This is a genomic window from Frankia sp. BMG5.23, assembly GCF_000685765.2.
GTDB classification, from domain to species: Bacteria; Actinomycetota; Actinomycetes; order Frankiales; family Frankiaceae; genus Frankia; species Frankia casuarinae.
Genome location: NZ_JDWE01000008.1, coordinates 90,932 through 110,063, shown reverse-complemented (window position 1 = coordinate 110,063; position 19,132 = coordinate 90,932). Strand labels below are relative to the sequence as shown.

19 protein-coding genes and 3 pseudogenes are annotated in these 19,132 nt (G+C 69.1%); 13 read left to right on the top strand and 9 right to left on the bottom strand.

Features of this window, described 5'->3' with window-relative positions:
- The first annotated feature begins 36 nt into the window (after positions 1 to 36).
- The 8 genes and pseudogenes from BMG523DRAFT_RS06070 (at position 37) to BMG523DRAFT_RS06035 (ending at position 9,121) form a co-directional block, all read left to right on the top strand.
- On the top strand, positions 37 to 594 hold the full coding sequence (locus tag BMG523DRAFT_RS06070; protein WP_023840127.1) for a BlaI/MecI/CopY family transcriptional regulator: 558 nt from the start codon (positions 37 to 39) through the stop codon (positions 592 to 594).
- A gap of 13 nt (positions 595 to 607) precedes the next feature.
- Positions 608 to 1,846, top strand: coding sequence for a M56 family metallopeptidase (locus BMG523DRAFT_RS06065; protein WP_023840128.1), 1,239 nt, complete (start codon positions 608 to 610; stop codon positions 1,844 to 1,846).
- 470 nt (positions 1,847 to 2,316) lie between these two features.
- On the top strand, positions 2,317 to 3,708 hold the full coding sequence (locus tag BMG523DRAFT_RS06060; protein ID WP_043590631.1) for an ROK family transcriptional regulator: 1,392 nt from the start codon (positions 2,317 to 2,319) through the stop codon (positions 3,706 to 3,708).
- Between the two features lie 310 nt (positions 3,709 to 4,018).
- A complete protein-coding gene (locus BMG523DRAFT_RS06055; RefSeq protein WP_011434720.1) occupies positions 4,019 to 4,945 on the top strand; it encodes a TauD/TfdA family dioxygenase in 927 nt (308 codons plus the stop codon).
- Between the two features lie 189 nt (positions 4,946 to 5,134).
- Positions 5,135 to 6,175, top strand: a complete 1,041-nt coding sequence (locus tag BMG523DRAFT_RS06050; RefSeq protein WP_023840130.1) for an ABC transporter substrate-binding protein — start codon at positions 5,135 to 5,137, stop codon at positions 6,173 to 6,175.
- A gap of 42 nt (positions 6,176 to 6,217) precedes the next feature.
- The gene (locus BMG523DRAFT_RS06045; RefSeq protein WP_011434718.1) at positions 6,218 to 7,060 is read left to right on the top strand and encodes an ABC transporter permease; all 843 of its coding nucleotides are present in this window, start codon (positions 6,218 to 6,220) and stop codon (positions 7,058 to 7,060) included.
- Positions 7,033 to 7,959 carry an ABC transporter ATP-binding protein gene (locus BMG523DRAFT_RS06040; RefSeq protein ID WP_023840131.1) on the top strand — a complete coding sequence of 309 codons (927 nt, stop codon included), beginning with the start codon at positions 7,033 to 7,035 and terminating at the stop codon, positions 7,957 to 7,959. Before BMG523DRAFT_RS06045 ends, BMG523DRAFT_RS06040 begins: the two co-directional genes overlap by 28 nt.
- Before the next feature lie 320 nt (positions 7,960 to 8,279).
- A pseudogene (locus BMG523DRAFT_RS06035) lies at positions 8,280 to 9,121 on the top strand (transposase family protein).
- A gap of 3 nt (positions 9,122 to 9,124) precedes the next feature.
- Here BMG523DRAFT_RS06035 and BMG523DRAFT_RS25215 read toward each other — a convergent pair.
- Positions 9,125 to 9,364: a hypothetical protein gene (locus tag BMG523DRAFT_RS25215; RefSeq protein ID WP_023840133.1), complete on the bottom strand. Its 240-nt coding sequence runs from the start codon at positions 9,362 to 9,364 to the stop codon at positions 9,125 to 9,127.
- Between the two features lie 617 nt (positions 9,365 to 9,981).
- Positions 9,982 to 10,251, bottom strand: a complete 270-nt coding sequence (locus BMG523DRAFT_RS06025; RefSeq protein WP_011434714.1) for a type II toxin-antitoxin system VapB family antitoxin — start codon at positions 10,249 to 10,251, stop codon at positions 9,982 to 9,984.
- Positions 10,252 to 10,413: 162 nt separating this feature from the next.
- Here BMG523DRAFT_RS06025 and BMG523DRAFT_RS06020 point away from each other — a divergent pair, with 162 nt between their 5' ends.
- Both BMG523DRAFT_RS06020 and BMG523DRAFT_RS06015 read left to right on the top strand, forming a co-directional pair.
- The gene (locus BMG523DRAFT_RS06020; protein ID WP_011434713.1) at positions 10,414 to 10,821 is read left to right on the top strand and encodes a YciI family protein; all 408 of its coding nucleotides are present in this window, start codon (positions 10,414 to 10,416) and stop codon (positions 10,819 to 10,821) included.
- Between the two features lie 8 nt (positions 10,822 to 10,829).
- Positions 10,830 to 11,975, top strand: coding sequence for an RNA polymerase sigma factor (locus BMG523DRAFT_RS06015; protein WP_035731191.1), 1,146 nt, complete (start codon positions 10,830 to 10,832; stop codon positions 11,973 to 11,975).
- Positions 11,976 to 12,080: 105 nt separating this feature from the next.
- On the opposite strand, the pseudogene BMG523DRAFT_RS27250 reads toward BMG523DRAFT_RS06015, so the two are convergent.
- From BMG523DRAFT_RS27250 to BMG523DRAFT_RS06000, 5 genes and pseudogenes are all read right to left on the bottom strand, one after another.
- Positions 12,081 to 12,179: pseudogene (locus tag BMG523DRAFT_RS27250) on the bottom strand (RNA polymerase subunit sigma-24); the annotation flags it as partial.
- Positions 12,180 to 12,185: 6 nt separating this feature from the next.
- Positions 12,186 to 14,138 carry a molecular chaperone HtpG gene (gene htpG / locus BMG523DRAFT_RS06010; RefSeq protein WP_011434711.1) on the bottom strand — a complete coding sequence of 651 codons (1,953 nt, stop codon included), beginning with the start codon at positions 14,136 to 14,138 and terminating at the stop codon, positions 12,186 to 12,188.
- Positions 14,139 to 14,304: 166 nt separating this feature from the next.
- Positions 14,305 to 14,514 (bottom strand): hypothetical protein, encoded by a 210-nt coding sequence (locus BMG523DRAFT_RS25825; protein WP_023840136.1) that lies wholly within the window; start codon positions 14,512 to 14,514, stop codon positions 14,305 to 14,307.
- A 134-nt stretch (positions 14,515 to 14,648) separates the two neighbouring features.
- Positions 14,649 to 14,741: pseudogene (locus BMG523DRAFT_RS27245) on the bottom strand (VapC toxin family PIN domain ribonuclease); the annotation flags it as partial.
- Between the two features lie 32 nt (positions 14,742 to 14,773).
- Complete coding sequence (locus tag BMG523DRAFT_RS06000) at positions 14,774 to 15,310, bottom strand: ABC transporter ATP-binding protein (RefSeq protein ID WP_011434710.1); 537 nt, start codon at positions 15,308 to 15,310, stop codon at positions 14,774 to 14,776.
- Between the two features lie 67 nt (positions 15,311 to 15,377).
- Between BMG523DRAFT_RS06000 and BMG523DRAFT_RS05995 the strand changes: the two genes are divergently transcribed.
- Positions 15,378 to 16,223: a TetR/AcrR family transcriptional regulator gene (locus BMG523DRAFT_RS05995; RefSeq protein ID WP_011434709.1), complete on the top strand. Its 846-nt coding sequence runs from the start codon at positions 15,378 to 15,380 to the stop codon at positions 16,221 to 16,223.
- A 101-nt stretch (positions 16,224 to 16,324) separates the two neighbouring features.
- On the opposite strand, the gene BMG523DRAFT_RS25210 is transcribed toward BMG523DRAFT_RS05995, so the two are convergent.
- Positions 16,325 to 16,519 carry a hypothetical protein gene (locus BMG523DRAFT_RS25210; protein ID WP_043590605.1) on the bottom strand — a complete coding sequence of 65 codons (195 nt, stop codon included), beginning with the start codon at positions 16,517 to 16,519 and terminating at the stop codon, positions 16,325 to 16,327.
- A 174-nt stretch (positions 16,520 to 16,693) separates the two neighbouring features.
- Between BMG523DRAFT_RS25210 and BMG523DRAFT_RS05985 the strand changes: the two genes are divergently transcribed.
- Positions 16,694 to 17,098 carry a hypothetical protein gene (locus BMG523DRAFT_RS05985; protein WP_011434707.1) on the top strand — a complete coding sequence of 135 codons (405 nt, stop codon included), beginning with the start codon at positions 16,694 to 16,696 and terminating at the stop codon, positions 17,096 to 17,098.
- Between the two features lies 1 nt (position 17,099).
- A complete protein-coding gene (locus tag BMG523DRAFT_RS05980) occupies positions 17,100 to 18,131 on the top strand; it encodes a tyrosinase family protein (protein WP_023840138.1) in 1,032 nt (343 codons plus the stop codon).
- A 134-nt stretch (positions 18,132 to 18,265) separates the two neighbouring features.
- On the opposite strand, the gene BMG523DRAFT_RS05975 is transcribed toward BMG523DRAFT_RS05980, so the two are convergent.
- On the bottom strand, positions 18,266 to 19,099 hold the full coding sequence (locus tag BMG523DRAFT_RS05975; protein ID WP_049761034.1) for a putative protein N(5)-glutamine methyltransferase: 834 nt from the start codon (positions 19,097 to 19,099) through the stop codon (positions 18,266 to 18,268).
- Positions 19,100 to 19,132 lie beyond the last annotated feature (33 nt).

Sequence of the window (19,132 nt, the reverse complement as noted above, 5' to 3'; positions counted from 1 at the left end):
TTCCACGAATGTTCTACGCCACGTAGGATTGGCACCATGGCGCGCCTGGGTGACCTCGAACGGTCGGTCATGGACGTGTTGTGGGCGAGCGACGACTGGCTGACCGCCCGCGAGGTCGCCGGCCGTCTCCAGCATGAACGCGATCTCGCGTACACCACCGTGCTGACCGTGCTCGAACGGTTGGAACGGAAGGGATTCGTGCGGCGTCAGCGTTCGGCGCGCGCGCATCGCTACGCGGCCAGCGACAGTCGCGAGGCCGTCGTGGCCGAGGCGATGATGGAGGCGCTCGGCACGGCGGACGATCGTGGTTCCGCCCTGGTCCGCTTCGTGGGGTCGGTGTCCGCGGAGGAGGCCGAGATCCTTCGCCGTGCCCTGGAACCCGTCGGTTCCGGGGCACCCGGCATCTTCGTGCCTGGCGGAGAGGCCCCGCGCGCCGAGGATCCGCAGGCCGAGGATCCGCACACGGAGGTCCGGCACGCCGAGGCCCGGCGCGGTCCGGCGATCGGAGACCCGCCCCGCGACGACCCGGAGCAGATCGTCACGGTAGCCACCGACCCGGATCGAACGGCCCAGATTCCGCCCGACCACCGGTAGCGTTAGCCGGGACATGACGACCGCGGCACTTCTCGCCCTGTTCGCGGGCGTGTTGGCCTGGCCGGTCCCACGCCTGCTGGCCGCCGCGCGCTGGCCCTACCGATGTCCACGGGCGGCGATCGTGCTCTGGCAGGCGGTCGGTCTGGCCGGCGGAGTGTCGGCGCTACTCGCGGCGATCGCGTTCACCGTCTCACCGCTGTCCGGCGACACCCCGACCGCCATCGTCGACCATCTCGACAACATCGCGGCCGGCGCGCCGCTGACGGGCCTGGGCCTGATCAACCTCATCGGCCTCGCTGTGGCGGCGGCCTTGGCCTCCCGGCTGTTCGGGGTGCTCGGCACCTCCAGCGCCGCCACCCTTCGCGAGCGTCACCGACACCGCGACCTGGTCGATCTGGCTGGCCGTCGGCATCGCCGGCATGAGACCTGCGTCCCGCCCGGCCATGCGTCCCATCATTCCGGCACAGCCGCGGACTCTGGTGCGGCCACCGACCCTGGCACAACCGCCGACGGCGGGGGCGCAACCGGCTGCTGCCTGTGCGAACACCGGGACCGGGCCGGCATTCTACTGCGTATCCTCGATCATCCCGTCGCGGTCGCCTACTGCGTGCCGGGGGTGCGGCACGCCCGGGTTGTGGTCTCCCGCGGGCTACTGAACACCCTCGACGCCACCGAACTGGACGCCGTGCTCGCCCACGAGGCGGCCCACGTCGCCGGTCGTCACGACCTCGTCATCCAGCCGTTCGTCGCGTGGGAGCGGACCTTCCCGTTCCTGGACCCGGCCAGGGAGGCGACCGCGGCCGTCTCGCTCCTCGTCGAGATGCTCGCCGACGACGCGGCGGCCCGGCAGACAAGCCGCCGATCGCTCGCGCGGGCCTTGGCCCGGCTGGGCGGGGCAAGGGCACCGGTCCCCGCCGGGGCGCTGGGGATCATCGATTCTCCGGCCGCTGTGCTGCCCGCACTCGGCTCCCACGAGCCTACGGCGGTCGGCGTCCGCGATTCCGGCCCGCCCGGCCCGGGCAACCCAGACGCCGGCGGGCCAGACCCCGGCGATGCGGCGCCCGGCGATGCGGCGCCCGGCCAGACACGACCGGTCGGCGGCGGCCCCCGGCGCGGCACGGCCAATCCGGTCATCTCGCGGATCACCCGGCTCCTCGACCCGCCGGAAGTGCCATGGTGGATGCCGCCGTGCGCCTACTTCGGGGCGATCATCGTGCTCGCCGCGCCCCCGCTTATTCTCCTAGTCGGCTGAGTGGAAGGCGATAATCTCTACTTTTTTTATTGACAAGCGGCGGAATGATATCTACTGTCAGCGTCATGAGCCGGCGCCCGCTTCTGGTCTGCCGTGCACACATTGACTTTCATCGCGTCGCGAGCGCGCTCTGTCACCCTTACCATCGATCCCGCTGATCATCAGGCCCCGTTCCGCCGACTGGCATCCGTCACCGTAAGCCCCCGGCGCCCGGTGACGGCACCTGCCGCCTCGTACCCGAGCCGGCCAACGGCCGCCGACCTGATGTCAGCGAAGGGTGGGCCCCTCCCTCCGGTCCACCGTCCCTGTGGTCAGCCGGGCCCCCGGTCCTGACTTTTCCGTGCGTTCCACCTGCCCTGTGTTTGCACGCCTTGCGCGTGCGCGGCGACGAGAGGCCCCGTCGGCCGCGTGGTCGCATCGCGAGGAGGTTCTCCGTGCCCGTACGCGACAAGGCGCCAGTACGCGACAAGATGTCGGCGCGGGAAACGCTGCCGGCGCAGGGAAGGCCGCGGGCCGCGGCGGGGGTCGTCTCCAGGCTTGGAGCCGGGAGAACCACTGCCGGCGGCCCAGGCAGCCCAGGCGGCTCCGGCGGCTCCGGCGCCCCCAGTGGTTACGGTGCCCCGGGCGGCCCCGCGGGCTCCGCGGCGGCGATCCTGCGGGCGGTCCTCGACCACGGTCCGGTCGCCCGCACCGCCATCGGGAGGGCAACAGGGCTCAGCCCGGCGGCGGTCTCCCGGCAGACAGCCGGGCTGATCTCCCTGGGTCTGCTCCGAGAGCTTCCCGCCTCCTCGCTGGCTCCCCGGGCCGGGCGGCCGCACGTGCCCCTGGACGTGGACACCGACCTTCATCTGGCCTGCGGGGTGCACATCGCCGTCCCGTTCGTCACCTTCAGCCTTGTCGACCTGCGTGGACAGGTGGTGACGCGGGAGCAGTTGCCGCGGGAGGGGGGCCCGGCGGACGTCCTTCGGATGATCGCCCGACATCTGCCCGACTTCCTCGCCCGGCGCGCCCAGGGCAACCGTGTCCTCGGCCTCGGCGTCGTCACCGGCGGCCGGGTCGACCCCGACCTCGGCGTGGTGATCGAACACGAGCCCCTGGACTGGCATGACGTGCCGGTCCGGGAGGTGCTGGCGGCGGCCATGGGCATGCCGGTGCACGTCGACGGGCACGCCCGCGCCCTGGCCCAGGCGGAGATCCTCTTCGGCGACCCGCGCGCCCGGCGCAGCCTGCTGCAGCTGTTCGTCGGCAACGTGGTCGACGCCGCGTTCGCCACCGACGGATCGGTGCACATCGGACCGCATTCCGCTGCGGGCGGCATCGCTCACCTGCGGCTCGCCGACAGCGACGTCCCGTGCCGCTGCGGCCGGTCGGGCTGCGCGCAGGCGGCGCTGTCGGAACGGACCATGCTGCTGCGGGCGACCCAGGACGGGATCATCTCCCGTCCGGACCTGCAGGTGCTGCTGCACGCCGGGCTCGCCGGCGACCCGCGCGCGCTGTCGCTGTTGCGCGCCAGGCTCCGGCTGGTGGGTCGGATGATCAGCCTGCTCGTGGACATGATGGACCCGGAAATCGTCGTTCTCACCGAGGCCGCCGCGCTCTGCCTGCCGGATCTGTTGGTCGACCTGCACGAGGAGATCGCCGCGCACTCACGTGTGTGCACCGATCCCGAGCGGATGGTGCTGCCGAGCAGCTTCGGCATGAACGTGCTGGCCGTCGCGGCGGGAGCGACCGTCCTCGACGCGGTCCACCGCCGCCCGCACAGTCTGCCCGTCCCGCTGCCCGCCCCGATGCCGTCGCGGACACCATCACGGACACCATCACGGACACCGACAGTCGCCGCAGCCGCCCGCCGGAGGTATTAATTCCACCAGAACACAAAACGTTGACGGCCCGGAAGGGCGAGACCGAAGATTGACCGGTGAGCGACTCCAGGAACGGCGGTACGGGAAGATTTCCCGCAGCCAGCGCTCGTTGTCGCCGATGTTGCCGCCCGGCGTCACGTTCCGCTGTCCGTCGCGACAGAATCCGTAGTCGATCGCAATAGTGCCGATCACGATAGCGCAGGCGTTCCCGGCACTCCCCGAGAACGCGTCCCACCGGTCCGTCACCCGGAATTCCGGCTGCCCTCCCCGCCGTCTTCGCATCTTTTCCCAACCTCTGGAGGAACACAGGATGACAACCACGACCCCTCTTCTGGGACTCGACGTCCGCCCGCTTTCCGGCTATATCGGGGCCGAGATTCACGGAGTGGACCTGCGCGAGGACCTGGACGACGCGACCATCGCCGAGATCCGCTCCACGCTGCACCAGTGGAAGGTTGTCTTCTTCCCCGGCCAGAACATCGACCACGCCCAGCAGGTCGCCTTCGGCCGACGCTTCGGCAAGCTGACCCCGGCCCACCCGCACGAGGACGCGCCGCCGGCGGGCTTCCCGGAGATCCTGCCGATCGACAGCCGGCGGTACGCCAGGTTCTTCGGAACGAAGAAGAAGGTCACCTACGACAATGGCTGGCACACCGACGTCACCGCGCTGGTGAACCCGCCCGCCGCGTCGATCCTGCGGGCCGGCATCGTCCCGCCATACGGCGGCGACACTGCGTGGACCAACCTGGTCGCCGCCTACCAGGAGCTGCCCGAGCAGCTTCGGGACCTGGCCAACGGCCTGCGCGCCCGGCATAGCTTCGGAAACTTCCCCAGCGAGAGCGAGTACGGGCGGAAGGTCGCCGCAAACCCGCTGGTCGCGATCCACCCGGTGGTGCGCGTCCATCCGGAGACCGGCGAGCGGGCGCTGTTCGTCAGCCCGAGCTTCACCTCCAAGGACAGCGAGATCATCGGTTTCTCGCCGAAACAGAGCCGCCGGATCCTCGACCTGTTCTACGAGCAGATCTCCCGGCCCGAGTTCACGGTGCGGTTCAAGTGGAACCCCGGTGACATCGCCTTCTGGGACAACCGCGCGACCTCCCACCTCGGCCCGTCGGACCTGGGCCACCTCGACTTCGACCGGGTGCTGTACCGGGTGACCATCGAGGGCGACATTCCGGTCGGCGTCGACGGCAAGGAATCCGAACTGGTCGCCGGGGAACCGTTCCTCGGCTCCTGATCCGCTGTCCGCCGATATCCGCGGACACCACGAATACCGGAGCCGGCAATCCGCTGACAGCCGCGAGGGCCAAGTCCCTCGCGGCTGTCGGCACCCCGACCAACGATCCACCTCGAACGACAAGCCACCCCGAACGGCCACCGTCTGTCCGCCGGATCACGACCGAACGACCCGATAGGGAGATTTCCGATGCAGCATCGACGACCGCGCGGGCGGCGTCTTTCCCTCCTGGCCGCCGGACTTGCCGCAGCCGTCGCGGTGACCCTGGCCGCCTGTGGGAACGACGGCGGCAGCGGCAGCGCGGGTTCGGCCGCTACGGGTGGCCAGGTGACGCTGCGGATCGGCGACCAGGGCAAGTATTTGGAACTGCCGCTCACGCTCTCCGGCGAGGCGCGGGGCACTTCCTACGGGTTGAGCTGGAACACCTTCGCCGACGGTCCGCACATGAACGCCGCGTTCAGCGCGAGCAAGATCGACGTGGGCTTCATGGGCGATACACCGGTACTGTTCGCGAACGGGGCGCACGCCGGCGTGACCGCGGTCGCTGTCGCGGAGAACCCGGTGAACACCCAGACGATCATCGTCAAGGCCGGCTCCGGGATTCACAAGCCAGCCGACCTCAAGGGCAGGCGCATCGCCCTCACCCTCGGTACCTCCCTGCACGGTTATCTGCTCAACCAGCTCGCGTCCGCCGGTCTGAAGCAGAGCGACATCACCCCGGTGAACGTGCCCATCACGAGCCTCGGAGCGACACTCGCCTCCGGTCGGGTCGACGCCATCGTGTACGCCAAGCAGTACGTCGCCGCGGTCGGCCAGCAGGCTCCCGGTTCCTATGAGATCGAGACCAAGCCGCTCCCGGTCTTCTCGGTCGTGCTGGCATCGAAGAACACCCTCAAGGATCCGGCGAAGCGCACGGCGGTGCAGGACTTCCTGATCCGCCTGTCCCGGGCATCCGCCTGGCCGAAGGCCCATGAGGACGAGTGGATCAAGAAGTACTACGTGGGCCAGCTCAAGCAGAACCCGCAGGCGGCGAGGAAGTACTTCGACTCGCTGCCGCGGGCACTCTACAAGCCGGTCTCCGAAAGCTTCATCGAGAGCCAGCGCGTGCAGGCCCGACTGCTGATCGACGTCGACCAACTGCCGAAGACCCTGAACGTCAACGACGAGATCGACAAGGGTTTCAATGCCGAGCTGACCGCCGCGTTCACCAAGGCCTCGCTGGCCACCTGAACCTCAGGGCACCGGGACGTTCCATCCGAGGGGATGATAAACGTGAACGAACTCATCTTACCCGACGGCGTCATCGCTGACGGCCGGACCGAGGCCGGGCCGCGCGGCTCCGGCGGGCGCCGGTGGATTCCGCCGGAGGTCCGCCGGTTCACCGGTCCCGCGCTGTTGTTCGCCGCCTGGTGGACGGTCACGGGATTCGGCCTCGTCAGCGACCAGTCCTTGGCCTCCCCGGCCGCGGTGTTCGGCGCGGGACGGGAGCTGTGGAACAGCGGCGAGCTGCTGGACAGCCTCGGCATCTCGCTCTACCGGTGCGGGGTCGGCCTGATCCTCGGAGTCACCATCGGGCTGACTCTCGCGGTGATCGCCGGTTTCTTCCGCGCCGGCCAGGACGTCGTCGACTCCGCGATGAACTTCCTACGGACGATCCCCGTCATCGCGTTGCTGCCGCTCATCATCGTATGGATCGGCATCGGCGAGGAAGCAAAAATATTCCTGATTACCGTGGGGGTCTCCTTCCCCATCTATATGAACACCTACTCCGCCATCCGCGGGGTCGACATCAAACTGGTGGAGGCCGGCCAGACCTTCGGCCTCGGCCGGTTCGGGCTCATCCGGCGAGTCATCGTTCCCGGCGCGCTCCCGGGCTTCCTCGTCGGTCTGCGCTGGGCTCTGGGAGTCGCCTGGCTACTGCTGGTCTTCGCCGAGCAGGTCAACACCGACAAGGGCATCGGCTACCTGCTCAACAGCGCGCAGTCCTGGAATCGGACCGACATCATGGTCCTCTGCCTGGTCATCTACGGAATCCTGGGACTCGTCAGCGACGGAATGGTCCGCATCCTGGAAAGGACGCTGCTGTCATGGCGCCGCGGCTTCGACGGAACCTGAGCACCGACACCGACACCAACACCACGGCGGCGGCCACGGCCGTCGCCACCCTGGAGCGCCCGGCCACCGCCGACGCTCAGCACACCGCCGACGCTCAGCACACCGCCGACGCTCAGCACACCGCCGACGCTCAGCACACCGCCGACGCTCAGCACACCGCCGAAACCGCCGAAACCCGCGGTGCCGACGGCGCCGCCATCCGGATCCGCGGCCTGCGTCGCACCTTCGGGAATCACACGGTCCTCGACGGCCTCGACCTCACGGTCGCCTCCGGGGAGTTCGTCGCCCTGCTGGGCCGCAGCGGGTCAGGGAAGAGCACGCTGATCCGCATCCTCGGCGGCTTCGACGGCGGCATCTCCGGCGAGGTTCTGGCCACCCGGCAGCGTTCGGTCGTCTTCCAGGAGGCCCGGCTGCTTCCATGGACGCGGACCCTGGCCAACGTGACGATCGGTCTGTCCGGCCGCGACGTCGCCGAACGCGGACGGGTGGCGCTCGCAGAGGTCGGGCTGGCCGGGCGGGAACGGTCCTGGCCGGTGGCGCTGTCCGGTGGTGAGGCACAGCGGGTCGCGCTCGCCCGGGCGCTGGTTCGGGAGCCGGACCTTGTCATGCTCGACGAACCGTTCGGGGCCCTCGACGCCCTGACCCGGATCAGGATGCACGCCCTGCTCCAGCAGCTGTGCCGTCGCCACCGGCCGGCGGTACTGTTCGTCACGCACGACGTTGACGAGGCGATCCTGCTCGCGGAGCGGGTGCTTGTCCTCACCGAGGGACGGCTCTCCCTCGACGTTCCAGTCGATGTGGCGTCCCCTCGGCGACGGACCGACCCCGCCTTCGACCGGCTGCGTTCCACGCTGCTGGCCGAGCTCGGCGTCGACGAACTCGCCGAAGGCGATCATTGACCTGCCGCCGCCTCGCGGACGCGCAGCCCGTCCGCCGACGATGTGGGCACCCGTACCGGGGACGGCCTGCTCGGACTCCACCGCCTCCGCCTCGGCGGCTTCGGCATCCTCGGCCGCGTGCTCGGCTCGGATCGTCTCCCGCCGGGCACGTCTGGACGGATCAGTCATTGAGCCTTTCCGCGCAACGATCGATAGCTCTGCGTGAGCATCACGGACGGTAGGCGGTAGGGCGGTCCGAAGGGGGCGGTGCAAGAAGAAACGCGGGACCCCGGTAGAAGTCTGTTCCGACCAAAGATCAGCTTCAGGGAGTCCCGCGCGCCATGAGTGTGACATACACGGCCGTACTGCCGTTCCAGGACCACACGGTCGAGTTCGTCACCGGACTGCTGGAAGCGGAACGTGTCCGCCGCGGCACCCGGAAGGGGACACGGAAGCTCACCAGTCGTGAGCAGGCGGTGCTCGTGCTGCGCTGGTTCGCCGACGCCACCCAGGTCGCCCAACTGATCGTCGACCATGGGATCAAGAAGTCGACCGGCTACGACTACCTCCACGAAGGGATCGCCGTGCTGGCCGAGCGCGCCCCGAAGCTGGAATCCGCCCTGCTCGCCGCGAAAGCCGCCGGTCACAGCCACGTCAGTGTCGATGGCACGCTGATCGAGACCGACCGGAACGCCACCCCGGGCCCGACCGCGGGAGTGGACCTGTGGTGGTCGGGCAAGCATGCCAATCACGGCGGGAACATCCAGGTCGTCACCGCGCCCGATGGCTGGCCGCTGTGGACTTCCGAGGTGCGCCCCGGCCGCGAACACGACACCACCGCGCTGCGCGCGCACCCGCAGATCTTGCCGGCGCTGGCGGTCTGGATCGCCGCAGGCCTGCCGGTCCTGGGCGATCTGGGCTACGAAGGCGAACGCGACACCGTGACCGTCGCGATCAAGAAGCCCAAGGGTGGCTGAAGCCCAAGGGTGGCTCGCTCACCGACGACCAGAAAGCATCCAACAAGGCGCACAACGCCCAACGGGCCGTCGGCGAACGCGGGAACTCGCTCTTGAAGATGACGTTCAAGGCGCTGCGCAACGTCAGCGTCTGCCCGTGGAAGATCGGGAAGATTGTCGCCGCCGCTCTCGTGCTCCTGCACATCGAGCATGATCGAACGACGTGATCACTAAACGTGACGATCGGTTACGCGGAAAGGCTCAATGGTCGTGTCGGCATCACACTGCCGGGCGAAACCGGCCGCGGCACCGTCCAACAGGCCGACGAAGGCCTCCCTCGCCCGCTCGAAATCGGTCCGCTCCCAGGCGTCCAGGGTTTCCCTGCCCATCGCGGTGAGCAACAGCAGCTGCGCGATCGCCGCGGGGTCGACGAACACCAACCGCTTCCACAGCTCGAACTGGAACGCCATCCTCGGGTCCGCGCTGATCCATCCGGCATGCGCCGTCAGGGACCGTACCCTGTCGGGTACAGCCCTGCGGTGGCCGTGGCCACGACGGCGCCGAGCGAGTGACCGACGAGGTGCAAGTGATCGATGCGGGCGTCCCGGGCCGCAGCGACGACTGGCCCTAGCCAAGGGGACATGCGGCAGGCTGTCACGATCAAGCGGAAGAAGGCCGGGCCTGGTGGGCATCACCGCGCTGGTGAGCACCACCACGCTGGTGGGCAGGGACAGCGTGCCGTCGAGAACCCCCGGCGGCCAGAAACTCTCGCTGAAGTATGGAAAGACGCGCGCCCCGTGCCCGACCGCGACCGACACCGCCATACTGAATGACAACACGTCCACGACGACGTGGATGTCGCTTGTTGGCGCAAGAACGGCAAGATCCTCAAGTCCCCAGCCAAAACGAAGGGAGAAGCGGCGCTGGCCCGCAAAGCCTGGTGCGTCAGAAGCCAACGGAATGCCTACTCAGCCGGTCATTCGTCGGTGTGCCTATTCGTCGTCCAGCTCCGCGGCGATCAGATCAGTGAGGACGAAGTCCTCACCCTTGAGCCGACGAGTGCCGACGAGTGCCGACGAGTCTACGATCACGCTGGCAACCCATGCTCATCGTAGAGATCCTCGATGCTCAGGCCGGGCGGGGGCACCGCGGCCGCTGTCTGACGACCCAGGGCAACGATGCGGGCCGCTCGCTGCTCACCTTCGTCGCGGTCGGCGCGCATCCGCTCCAGGCGTTCCCGGACAGCGACGAGCACGGCCGTCGTGACGGTCTCCCCCGTCAGCTCCGCAAGCTCGCGGCTCAGACGCTGGGCTTCCTCATTTTTGATGTTCAACACCGTCAAGGCTCCGTCCACCATGGAGGCGGGTCCTTCCACCAAGGTACCCGCCGTCCGTTGGGTCTTACCGGCTGAGACTCCGGCGCTCGGGATGCAACCGGCGATGTCGAGAACCCGCGACTGGCTCCGTCCCCGCGGTGAACGTGACCAAAATGGGTAGCACCAGCACCGAGGAGAAACACGATGGCTAAGTACTTGCTGCTCAAGCACTACCGCGGCGCTCCGGCTCCGGTCAACAACGTGCCCATGGACCAGTGGACCCCGGAGGAGATCTCGGCGCATATGCAGTACATGCACGACTTCGCGGCCCGGCTCGAGGGGACCGGCGAGTTCGTCGATGGTCAGGCGCTTGCCCCCGAGGGGACGTTCGTCCGGTACGACGGTGAGGGGCGCCCACCGGTCACCGACGGCCCGTTCGCCGAGACCAAGGATCTCATCGCCGGCTGGATGGTGATCGACGTCGACAGCTACGAGCGCGCCATCGAGCTGGCCGGGGACCTGTCGGCCGCCCCTGGGGCGGGCGGGAAGCCGATCCACGAGTGGCTCGAGGTGCGCCCGTTCCTGACCTCACCGCCCACCATCACAGAGTGACCTCTCAGATAAACGAGGCCCTGCTCCGGAGCCTCACCCCGAGCGTGCTAGGGATCCTCGTCCGCCGCGGAGCCGACTTCGCGGCGGCCGAGGACGCCATGCAGGACGCGCTGGTCGAGGCGGTCCGCGTCTGGCCGGCCGACCCGCCGCGGGACCCGAAGGGCTGGCTGGTCACCGTGGCCTGGCGCCGGTTCCTCGACGCGACCCGGGCGGACGCCGCCCGCCGCCGGCGTGAGGACCTCGTCAACGAGGAGCCGGCGCCCGGGCCCGCGCCCACGGTGGACGACACGCTCCAGCTCTACTTCCTGTGCGCCCACCCCTCGCTGACGCCGTCGTCCGCGGTCGCGCTCACGCTGCGCGCCGTCGGCGGGCTGACCACCCGCCAGATCGCCCAGGCCTACCTGGTGCCCGAGGCGACCATGGCGCAGCGCATCAGCCGTGCCAAGCGCACCATCTCCGGCGTGCGGTTCGGCCAGCCCGGCGACGTCGCCACCGTGCTGCGCGTCCTCTACTTGGTCTTCAACGAGGGCTACTCCGGCGACGTCGACCTTGCCGCCGAGTCCATCCGGCTCACCCGGCAGCTCGCGGCCGCGGTCGACCATCCCGAGGTGGCGGGGCTGCTCGCCCTCATGCTGCTCCACCACGCCCGGCGCGTCACCCGGACCGCGCCCAACGGCAGCCTGGTGCCGCTCGCCGAGCAGGACCGCAGCCGGTGGGACACTGAGCTGATCGCCGAGGGCGTCAAGATCCTGCAGGCGGCCCTCGCCCGCGACCGGCTGGGCGAGTTCCAGGCCCAGGCCGCCATCGCGGCACTCCACGCTGACGCGCCCACCGCCGAGGAGACTGACTGGGTCCAGATCGTCGAGTGGTACGACGAGCTCGCGCGTCTGACCGACAGCCCGGTCGTCCGGCTCAACCGCGCAGTGGCCGTCGGCGAGGCCGACGGACCGCGCGCCGGGCTGGCGGCGCTCGCGGCGCTGAACGACTCACTGCCCCGCCACGCCGCGGTGGCGGCGTACCTCCACGAGCGCGACGGCGACCTGGCGACGGCGGCACGGCTGTACGCCGAGGCGGCCCACAAGGCACCCAACCTCGCCGAGCGCGATTACCTGACGCGCCAGGCCGCCCGGCTCAACGCCCGCCGGTGTCGCTGACGGGTCGCGCTCGGATTTTCCCGCAGCACTTGGCGCGGCCCCGCGGCCAGGGCTGTCGCCTCACAGTGAGTTCGAATCTCATTACGGTGTGCGGTCGCCTGCATGCTGACGGACCGCGGCAGGATTCCTGTCGACAGCCTGCGCCACTTCGGCGCACTCGAAGTCGAATACGTCGCGCGGCACAAACACGGCCCGCTCGGTTGGCGGCCGCTACAGCGCCTCCGCCAGGCGTTCGGCGAGGAGGCGGGTGAATCGCGCGGGATCGCGCAGTTCTCCGCCTTCGGCGAGCAGCGCCATGCCGTACAGCAGCTCCGCGGTGTCGCCGAGGGCGGCGGAATCCGCGTCCCGTTCGTGTGCGGCGCGCAGGCCCATGACCAGCGCGTGCGTCGGGTTGAGTTCGAGGATGCGCTTGGGGCGTGGCATCTCGTGCCCCATCGCCCGGTACATCTTCTCCAGCGCGGGCGTCATGTCGAACGTGTCGCCGACGAGGCAGGCCGGCGACGTGGTGAGGCGGCTGGACAGCCGGACCTCCTTGACGTCGTCCTCAAGCTTGGCCGCCAGCCAGGGCAGTAGGGCGGCGAAGTCCTTGCGCAGCTGTTCCCGCTCGGCCTCGCTGCTCTTCTTCTCGTCGTCGGTGTCGAGGTCGACTTCGCCCTTCGCGATCGACTTCAGCGGCTTGCCGTCGAACTCCGCCACCCGTTCGACCCAGACCTCGTCAACCGGGTCGGTCAGGATCAGGACCTCGTAGCCCTTGGCCCGGAACGCCTCCATGTGCGGCGAGTTCTCGATCATTCCGCGCGAATCGCCGGTCAGGTAGTAGATCTCGTTCTGGGCGTCCTTCATACGCTCGATGTACTCGCGCAGCGTGGTCGGCCGATCGGCGTCGTGCGTCGAGTCCACCGAGACGAGGCCGAGGATCGCATCCTGGTTGTCGGCATCCTCGAGGAGGCCCTCCTTGAGGGCGGCGCCGAACTCCTTCCACAGCGTGCGGTAGCGCTCGGCGTCGTTCTCCTGAAGAGCCCTGATGGAGGCCAGTATCTTCTTGACCAGCCGGCGCCGCACAAGTTGGATCCGGCGGTCCTGCTGGAGGATCTCTCGGGAGATGTTGAGCGACAGGTCGTGCGTGTCGACGACGCCCCGGACGAAGCGCAGATAGTTCGGCAGGAGCTCCGCACAGTCATCCATGATGAACACGCGCTTCACATACAGCTGGACGCCGCGGCGTGCATCCCGGGTGAACAGGTCGAGCGGCGCTCGCGACGGGATGAACAACAGGGCCTCGTACTCGAACGTCCCCTCGCCCTTCATGTGGATGACCTCGAGCGGGCCGGTCCAGTCATGGCTGAGGTGCTGGTAGAACTGGTCGTACTCGGCCTTGTCGACCTCGCTCTGCGGCCGGGCCCACAGCGCCTTCATCGAGTTGAGCGGCCGGTCGCCGGCATTCTCGGCGCCGGCGCCGGACTCGGCTGTCCCGTCGTCGTTCGAGTCTCGGTCCTTCGCGGCGGGGGCCGACACCAGCCGGATGGGCCAGGCGATGAAGTCGGAGTACCGCTTGACGATCTCCCGGATCTTGTTCTCGTCGGTGTAGTCGTAGAGACGGTCCTCGCTGTCCTCGGGCTTCAGGTGGACCGTGACCGCGGTTCCCCGCGGCGCGTCGTCCACCGTCTCGATGACGTAGGTGCCCGCGCCGTCGGACTCCCACCGGGTGCCGCCGCTCTCACCGGCCTTCCCAGTCAGCAGGGTGACCTTGTCGGCCACCATGAAGGTGGAGTAGAAGCCGACGCCGAACTGCCCGATCAGATCGGATGACGCCGCGCCGTCCTCGGATTCCCGCAGCTTGCGCAGCAGCTCGGCCGTGCCGGACTTCGCGATGGTGCCGATGAGCCCGACGACCTCGTCGCGGGACATCCCGATGCCGTTGTCGCGGACGGTCAGAGTGCGAGCGTTGACGTCGGCCTCGATCTCGATGCGCAGGTCGGCGCTGTCGACCCGCGGGCCGTCCTTGACCAACGACGCGATGCGCAGCTTGTCCAGGGCATCGGACGCGTTGGAGATCAGCTCCCGCAGGAAGATGTCCTTGTTCGAGTAGATCGAATGGACCATCAGCTGCAGAAGCTGACGCGCCTCGGCCTGAAACTCCAGCGTCTCGACCCGGGTGCTCACGGGGCTCCTCCATGCGGACACGAGCAGACTGCACGACGGCTACCCGGTCCCGCGCGTGACGGCCAGCGCCCGGCGACGCCTCGGGCACGCAGCGGAACGGGCAGCCCGTATCATATCGGGCGTCCACGAACCTCCGCCGACGGACCAGCCGGTGGGCGGCCCGATGCTAGCCCTGCTGACGGCGCTTGAGGCGGAACGCAACCTGCAGTTCGGCGGGCAGCACCTCGGCCTCCCAGGGGTCGACCAGTTCCAAGCCCAGGCCGGTGAAGTCGCTGGTGTTGCGGGTAGCCAGGACGGCGTTGCGGGCTCGACAGATAGCCGCGATCTGGGCGTCGAAGCCGCTGATCGGAGTCCCGGCTTGTTCACGCTCGACCACGAGGCTGGCGTAGTGACGGGCCGCCGTGGCGCGAAGGGCAGGACTCTGTCCTGGAACGCCGAGAAGACATCGTCCGCGGCTGCCATCAGCAACTCACGGCGGCGACCGGATGGCAGTCGGACGAGGCTGTAACGGACCTCAGCCACGGTGATCGAGGTCGTGTTCAAGGCGTCACCGGGTCGGCTGGTTACCCACCTTACGACGCGGTCGGCTGGTGCTGCGCGCATGAGCTCGGAGATGACATTGGTATCGAGAACAATCATTCTGAGGGTGGCACCCGGTCACGCGAGCAGGTCCGCTGCCCGCGGTGCCTGTGCCCGCGCTGGCACAGGAGGGGCCGCTTGACCATGCTGGCCGCCAGGTCGAGGCGCCGGCGCATCCCGCCGGAGTACGTCTTCACCCGGCGGTCCCGGGCGTCGGCCAGGTCGAACTCGGCCAGCAGGTCGTCGACCCGGGACCGGACCACGCGCCTGGGCAGGTGGCGCAGCCGCGCCATCATCTCGAGGTTCTCCCGGCCGGTAAGCAGATCGTCGATCGCGGCGTACTGGCCAGTCAGGCTGATCGCGCCCTTGACGCCGACCGGGTCGCGAAGCAGATCACAGCCCGCGATCACGGCCGTCCCCGCGTCAGGGGCGACCAGGGTTGCCAGGATGCGCACCATCGTCGTCTTGCCCGCCCCGTTCGGACCGAGAAGCGCGAAGACGGAACCCTGCTCGATAGCCAGGTCGACGCCGTCGAGCACCGCCCGGCCATCGTAGGACTTGCGGATCCCGTCCGCGATTACTGTGTATGGCATACATGAAAGGTATGCGCCATATACAGTTGACGTCAAGCCGTATTCTCGCAGTCAAGGAGGGAGGTCGATGGTCAGCGAGAAGTCACCGCCGCTACCGCCGGGCCTCGACCTGCTCTGGGGCCGCCGCGAGCGTGGTCAGCGCGGGCCGCGGCCGGAGCTGTCGGTAGACGCGATCGTGGCGACGGCGACCCGGATCGCCGACGCCGAGGGCTTGGACGCGGTGTCGATGGCCCGCGTGGCGAAGGAGCTCGGCTACACGACGATGTCGCTCTACCGGCACTTGGCCACCAAGGACGAGCTGCTCCAGATGATGTGGAACGCCAGCGCCCAGGGCGCCGAAAGCCTCGTCATCGAGGGCGATGGTTGGCGGGCCCGGCTGCGAGCCTGGGTGATCGTCCAGCGCCAGATGATCGACCGCCATCCCTGGATCACCCAGATGCCGATGGCCGCGCCCCCGCTTGCGCCGAATTCGCTGACCTTCGTCGAAAAGGGGCTGGAGACCCTCGACGGCACCAGCCTGTCTGACGCCGACAAACTCCGCGTGATCGGCCTGCTCAGCTCGTACGCCCTCAGCGAGGCCCGAATGGCCCACAATGCCGCCCGGGCTGCCGCCCAGGCCCGGACGGCTGTGGCTCCTTGCGCTGGGGCTGGAGCTGACGCGGAGGCAGGGCCGGCTGGGGGCGACGCGCCGCCTGTCTGGGGCTTCGAGGCGTTGCTGCGCGAGCTCGTCGACGAGCGGACCTATCCGCGGCTGCACCGCATCGCCTGGGCGGGCGAGATCGGCGACGGCCCGGCGGGCTTCGAGGAGACCGAGGAGTTTCTCTTCGGCGTGGACCGGATCCTCGACGGCATCGCCGCTCTCATCGACCGAACCTCGGCAGCCGGCGGGACGTTGGGCATCGGCTCGAGCTGAGCGACCGCCGCGGTGATGACATCATCCCGCGCGGCGGCTACCCGGCCCTCTCCAAGCGACGGCGGAGGCCCAGGTCAAGGCGGACCTCAACGATCTCGCGATCAGCAGCCCGCATCGGCGAGCTCGTCGAGGTCCTCGGCGACCCCGGCCATCCGGAACACGACGAACGCCTGGAATGGCTGGGCCTGCGGGACGCAGACGAGTTCGACCCGGTCGAGTTCGACCCGGTCGAGTTCGACCCGGTCGAGTTCGACGCCGAAGACGTGAACAAGGCGCTGTCGACCATCCGATAACACCTCGGTCGGCAGGTTGACGCATCCCCGGCACCGGCGGCGCCGCGGCGTCGCCGGCCCACGTGACGCACAGACGCCTGGACGACACCTCGTTGCCAGACCCGTACCGTCGGTAGATTCTTGGTCACCTCACCGCCTCACCACCTCACCGCACCGCCTGGAATTCGGGGGAACTACATGCCACCGGACCCGACAGACGTCACTCATCCCGCCTTTCTCGCCAACTATCTTGCTAGCCTTCCCCGGCCGGAACACGTACATGGCGACCCGGCCCGCAGTGTCCGCGAGGACGACTTCGACGGTCACCACGTCGTCATCACGACCACCTACGAGATCACCGTCGACGGCCAACCATTGAACGTCCACATTGGGGTTTCCAACGACGGCACGGCACACTGCCACGGCCTGCCCAACTATCAGATCCCCTCGGTCGTCGACCTGGTACGCCTGATCATCACCGCCTTCCCCGAGGAGTTCTCCCCCGGGGCCTCTGGCGACGACCATGGCCCGCACGGCGATCCGGGCGAGCACCATCACCACGACGCCCACGACGCCCACGACGAGCTCCCGGAAGGGGCATGACATGGCGGTCGTCCGGCGCGACATCCTTCTCGACGACGACGCGAGAAAGGCCTATATCCGCGGAATCAAGCTCCTCAAACACGAACCTACGACGCTGCGCACGAATCAGTTCGGCATCCCCGGTCCGAGCCGACCGGTACGGACCTACGACCTGTTCGTCATCTGGCATGTCATCGCGATGAACACCCCCGTCCCCCCGGGAGGGTCACCGAGCAACCGCAACGCCGCGCACGCCGGCCCCGTCTTCCTGCCCTGGCACCGGGTCATGCTTGGCTGGCTGGAAGTGCACCTCCAGCGCGTTCTCGGCGACCCGAACTTCGGGCTGCCCTACTGGGACTGGGCGCGCGACGGGACACCCTCCGCCCCCGCCACGGCGCCGAACCCCGCTGCTTCGGCACTGTGGCGGAACACCCCGGACGGTTTCGGGGGCCAGGGCACCCCGATCCCCGGCGGTGCGTTCTTCTTCGACCCCGCCGACCCGACCAGCTTCCGGGTACGGATCTCCACCAGCAGCAGCGGCGCGCTCCAGCAGGTCGCCGAACGCGGCGTGCGGCGTAGATTCGGCAGCGCCACGTTCGGATCGTCGATCCTGCCGAGCAACGCCGATATCACCGCAGCCTTCGACACCGTCGCCGATCCGACACTCGCGAGCTACGACGAGGCTCCCTTCAACGTGAGTTCGCGGGGGTTCCGCAACCGTCTCGAAGGCTTCATCGGCACCGGACTGCACAACCAGGTCCACCGCTGGGTTGGCGGGGGCAGGGACATGTCGCTGGCGTCGTCCCCCAACGACCCGGTCTTCTTCGTGCACCACTGCAACGTCGACCGTGTCTGGGAGGGTTGGATGCGGCGTCACGGCCGCGTGTACCAGCCGGACATGACCGCCCCGGCAAGCCTCCTCGGCCATCGGATCGACGACCCGCTGGTCTCCCCGTTCGCCCCGTCGAGCACGTCGAGCACGCCGAGCACCCCGGCGACCCCCCGCAGCGTGCTCGACATGACCGACACCTACACCTACGACGTCCTGCCCTGAAACATCTCCTGTTGGCTGACGAGCAGGTCCCGGGGATTCACCGAGGACGGCTTCGGTCCATCCGCATCCATTGCATCCGGCCGCATCCGGCTGCCCGCGGCCTTTCCGCGGGCAGCCGCGGATAAGGGCTGGGCCTACCCGACTGGCGGCAGCTGTCCAGCTGCCGCGCCCACCGCGGACACGGGAGCCGCGGCCGGCCTGGTGGCGATGACGACGGTGGCGTTCAGGTCGGCGGAACTGGCGACCGTGGGGATCAGACCGGCCTGGGCGCTGGCTTCGACGATCGATGCCGCCTGCCGCTCGCCGGTCTCGACCAGCAGGTGACCGCCCGGGGCCAGCCACCGCGGCGCCTCGGCGGCCACCCGCCGCAGAACATCGAGCCCGTCCGCCCCGCCGTCGAGCGCCACCCGCGGCTCGTGCTCGCGAGCCTCCGGCGGCATCAGCTCGATCGCGTCGGTGGGTACATAGGGGGCGTTCGCGGCCAGCAGGTCCACGTGGCCCCGTAGGACGGCTGGCAGCGGCTCGTAAAGATCACCATCGTAGACCTGGCCACCGGCGGAGGCGAGGTTGCGGCGGGCGCACCGCACCGCGGCCGGTTCGATGTCGGCGGCGTGTACTTCGATCCCGGGCAGGGCTGCCACCAGCGCGACCCCCATCGCCCCCGAGCCACAGCACAGATCGACGACAGTGACCGGCCGGGACCGGCCGGCAACCCGTTCGACCGCCTGATCGACAAGGAACTCCGTGCGGCGGCGGGGCACGAAGACCCCGGGGTCCACGGCTATCCGCAGGCCGTGGAACTCCGCCCAGCCGAGCACGTGTTCCAGGGGCAGACCGGCGACGCGCCGCCGCACCATCGCGGCGAGTTCGCCCGGGGTCCGGGCCGCATTGACGAGCAGCCGTGCCTCGTCCTCGGCGAAGACGCAGCCGGCGGCCCGCAGCCGCGTGACGACGACGGACCGCGGCAGGGACGAAAACGGTGAGGAAGACGGACGAGAAGA

Excerpts from the sequence above, each read along its gene's own strand:
- BMG523DRAFT_RS06070 (WP_023840127.1), top strand. The coding sequence starts at position 37 with ATGGCGCGCCTGGGTGACCTCGAACGGTCGGTCATGGACGTGTTGTGG.
- BMG523DRAFT_RS06065 (WP_023840128.1), top strand. The coding sequence starts at position 608 with ATGACGACCGCGGCACTTCTCGCCCTGTTCGCGGGCGTGTTGGCCTGG.
- BMG523DRAFT_RS06060 (WP_043590631.1), top strand. The coding sequence starts at position 2,317 with ATGTCGGCGCGGGAAACGCTGCCGGCGCAGGGAAGGCCGCGGGCCGCG.
- BMG523DRAFT_RS06055 (WP_011434720.1), top strand. The coding sequence starts at position 4,019 with ATGACAACCACGACCCCTCTTCTGGGACTCGACGTCCGCCCGCTTTCC.
- BMG523DRAFT_RS06050 (WP_023840130.1), top strand. The coding sequence starts at position 5,135 with ATGCAGCATCGACGACCGCGCGGGCGGCGTCTTTCCCTCCTGGCCGCC.
- BMG523DRAFT_RS06040 (WP_023840131.1), top strand. The coding sequence starts at position 7,033 with ATGGCGCCGCGGCTTCGACGGAACCTGAGCACCGACACCGACACCAAC.
- BMG523DRAFT_RS25215 (WP_023840133.1), bottom strand. The coding sequence starts at position 9,364 with ATGGCGTTCCAGTTCGAGCTGTGGAAGCGGTTGGTGTTCGTCGACCCC.
- BMG523DRAFT_RS06025 (WP_011434714.1), bottom strand. The coding sequence starts at position 10,251 with ATGGTGGACGGAGCCTTGACGGTGTTGAACATCAAAAATGAGGAAGCC.
- BMG523DRAFT_RS06020 (WP_011434713.1), top strand. The coding sequence starts at position 10,414 with ATGGCTAAGTACTTGCTGCTCAAGCACTACCGCGGCGCTCCGGCTCCG.
- BMG523DRAFT_RS06000 (WP_011434710.1), bottom strand. The coding sequence starts at position 15,310 with ATGCCATACACAGTAATCGCGGACGGGATCCGCAAGTCCTACGATGGC.
- BMG523DRAFT_RS05995 (WP_011434709.1), top strand. The coding sequence starts at position 15,378 with ATGGTCAGCGAGAAGTCACCGCCGCTACCGCCGGGCCTCGACCTGCTC.
- BMG523DRAFT_RS05985 (WP_011434707.1), top strand. The coding sequence starts at position 16,694 with ATGCCACCGGACCCGACAGACGTCACTCATCCCGCCTTTCTCGCCAAC.
- BMG523DRAFT_RS05980 (WP_023840138.1), top strand. The coding sequence starts at position 17,100 with ATGGCGGTCGTCCGGCGCGACATCCTTCTCGACGACGACGCGAGAAAG.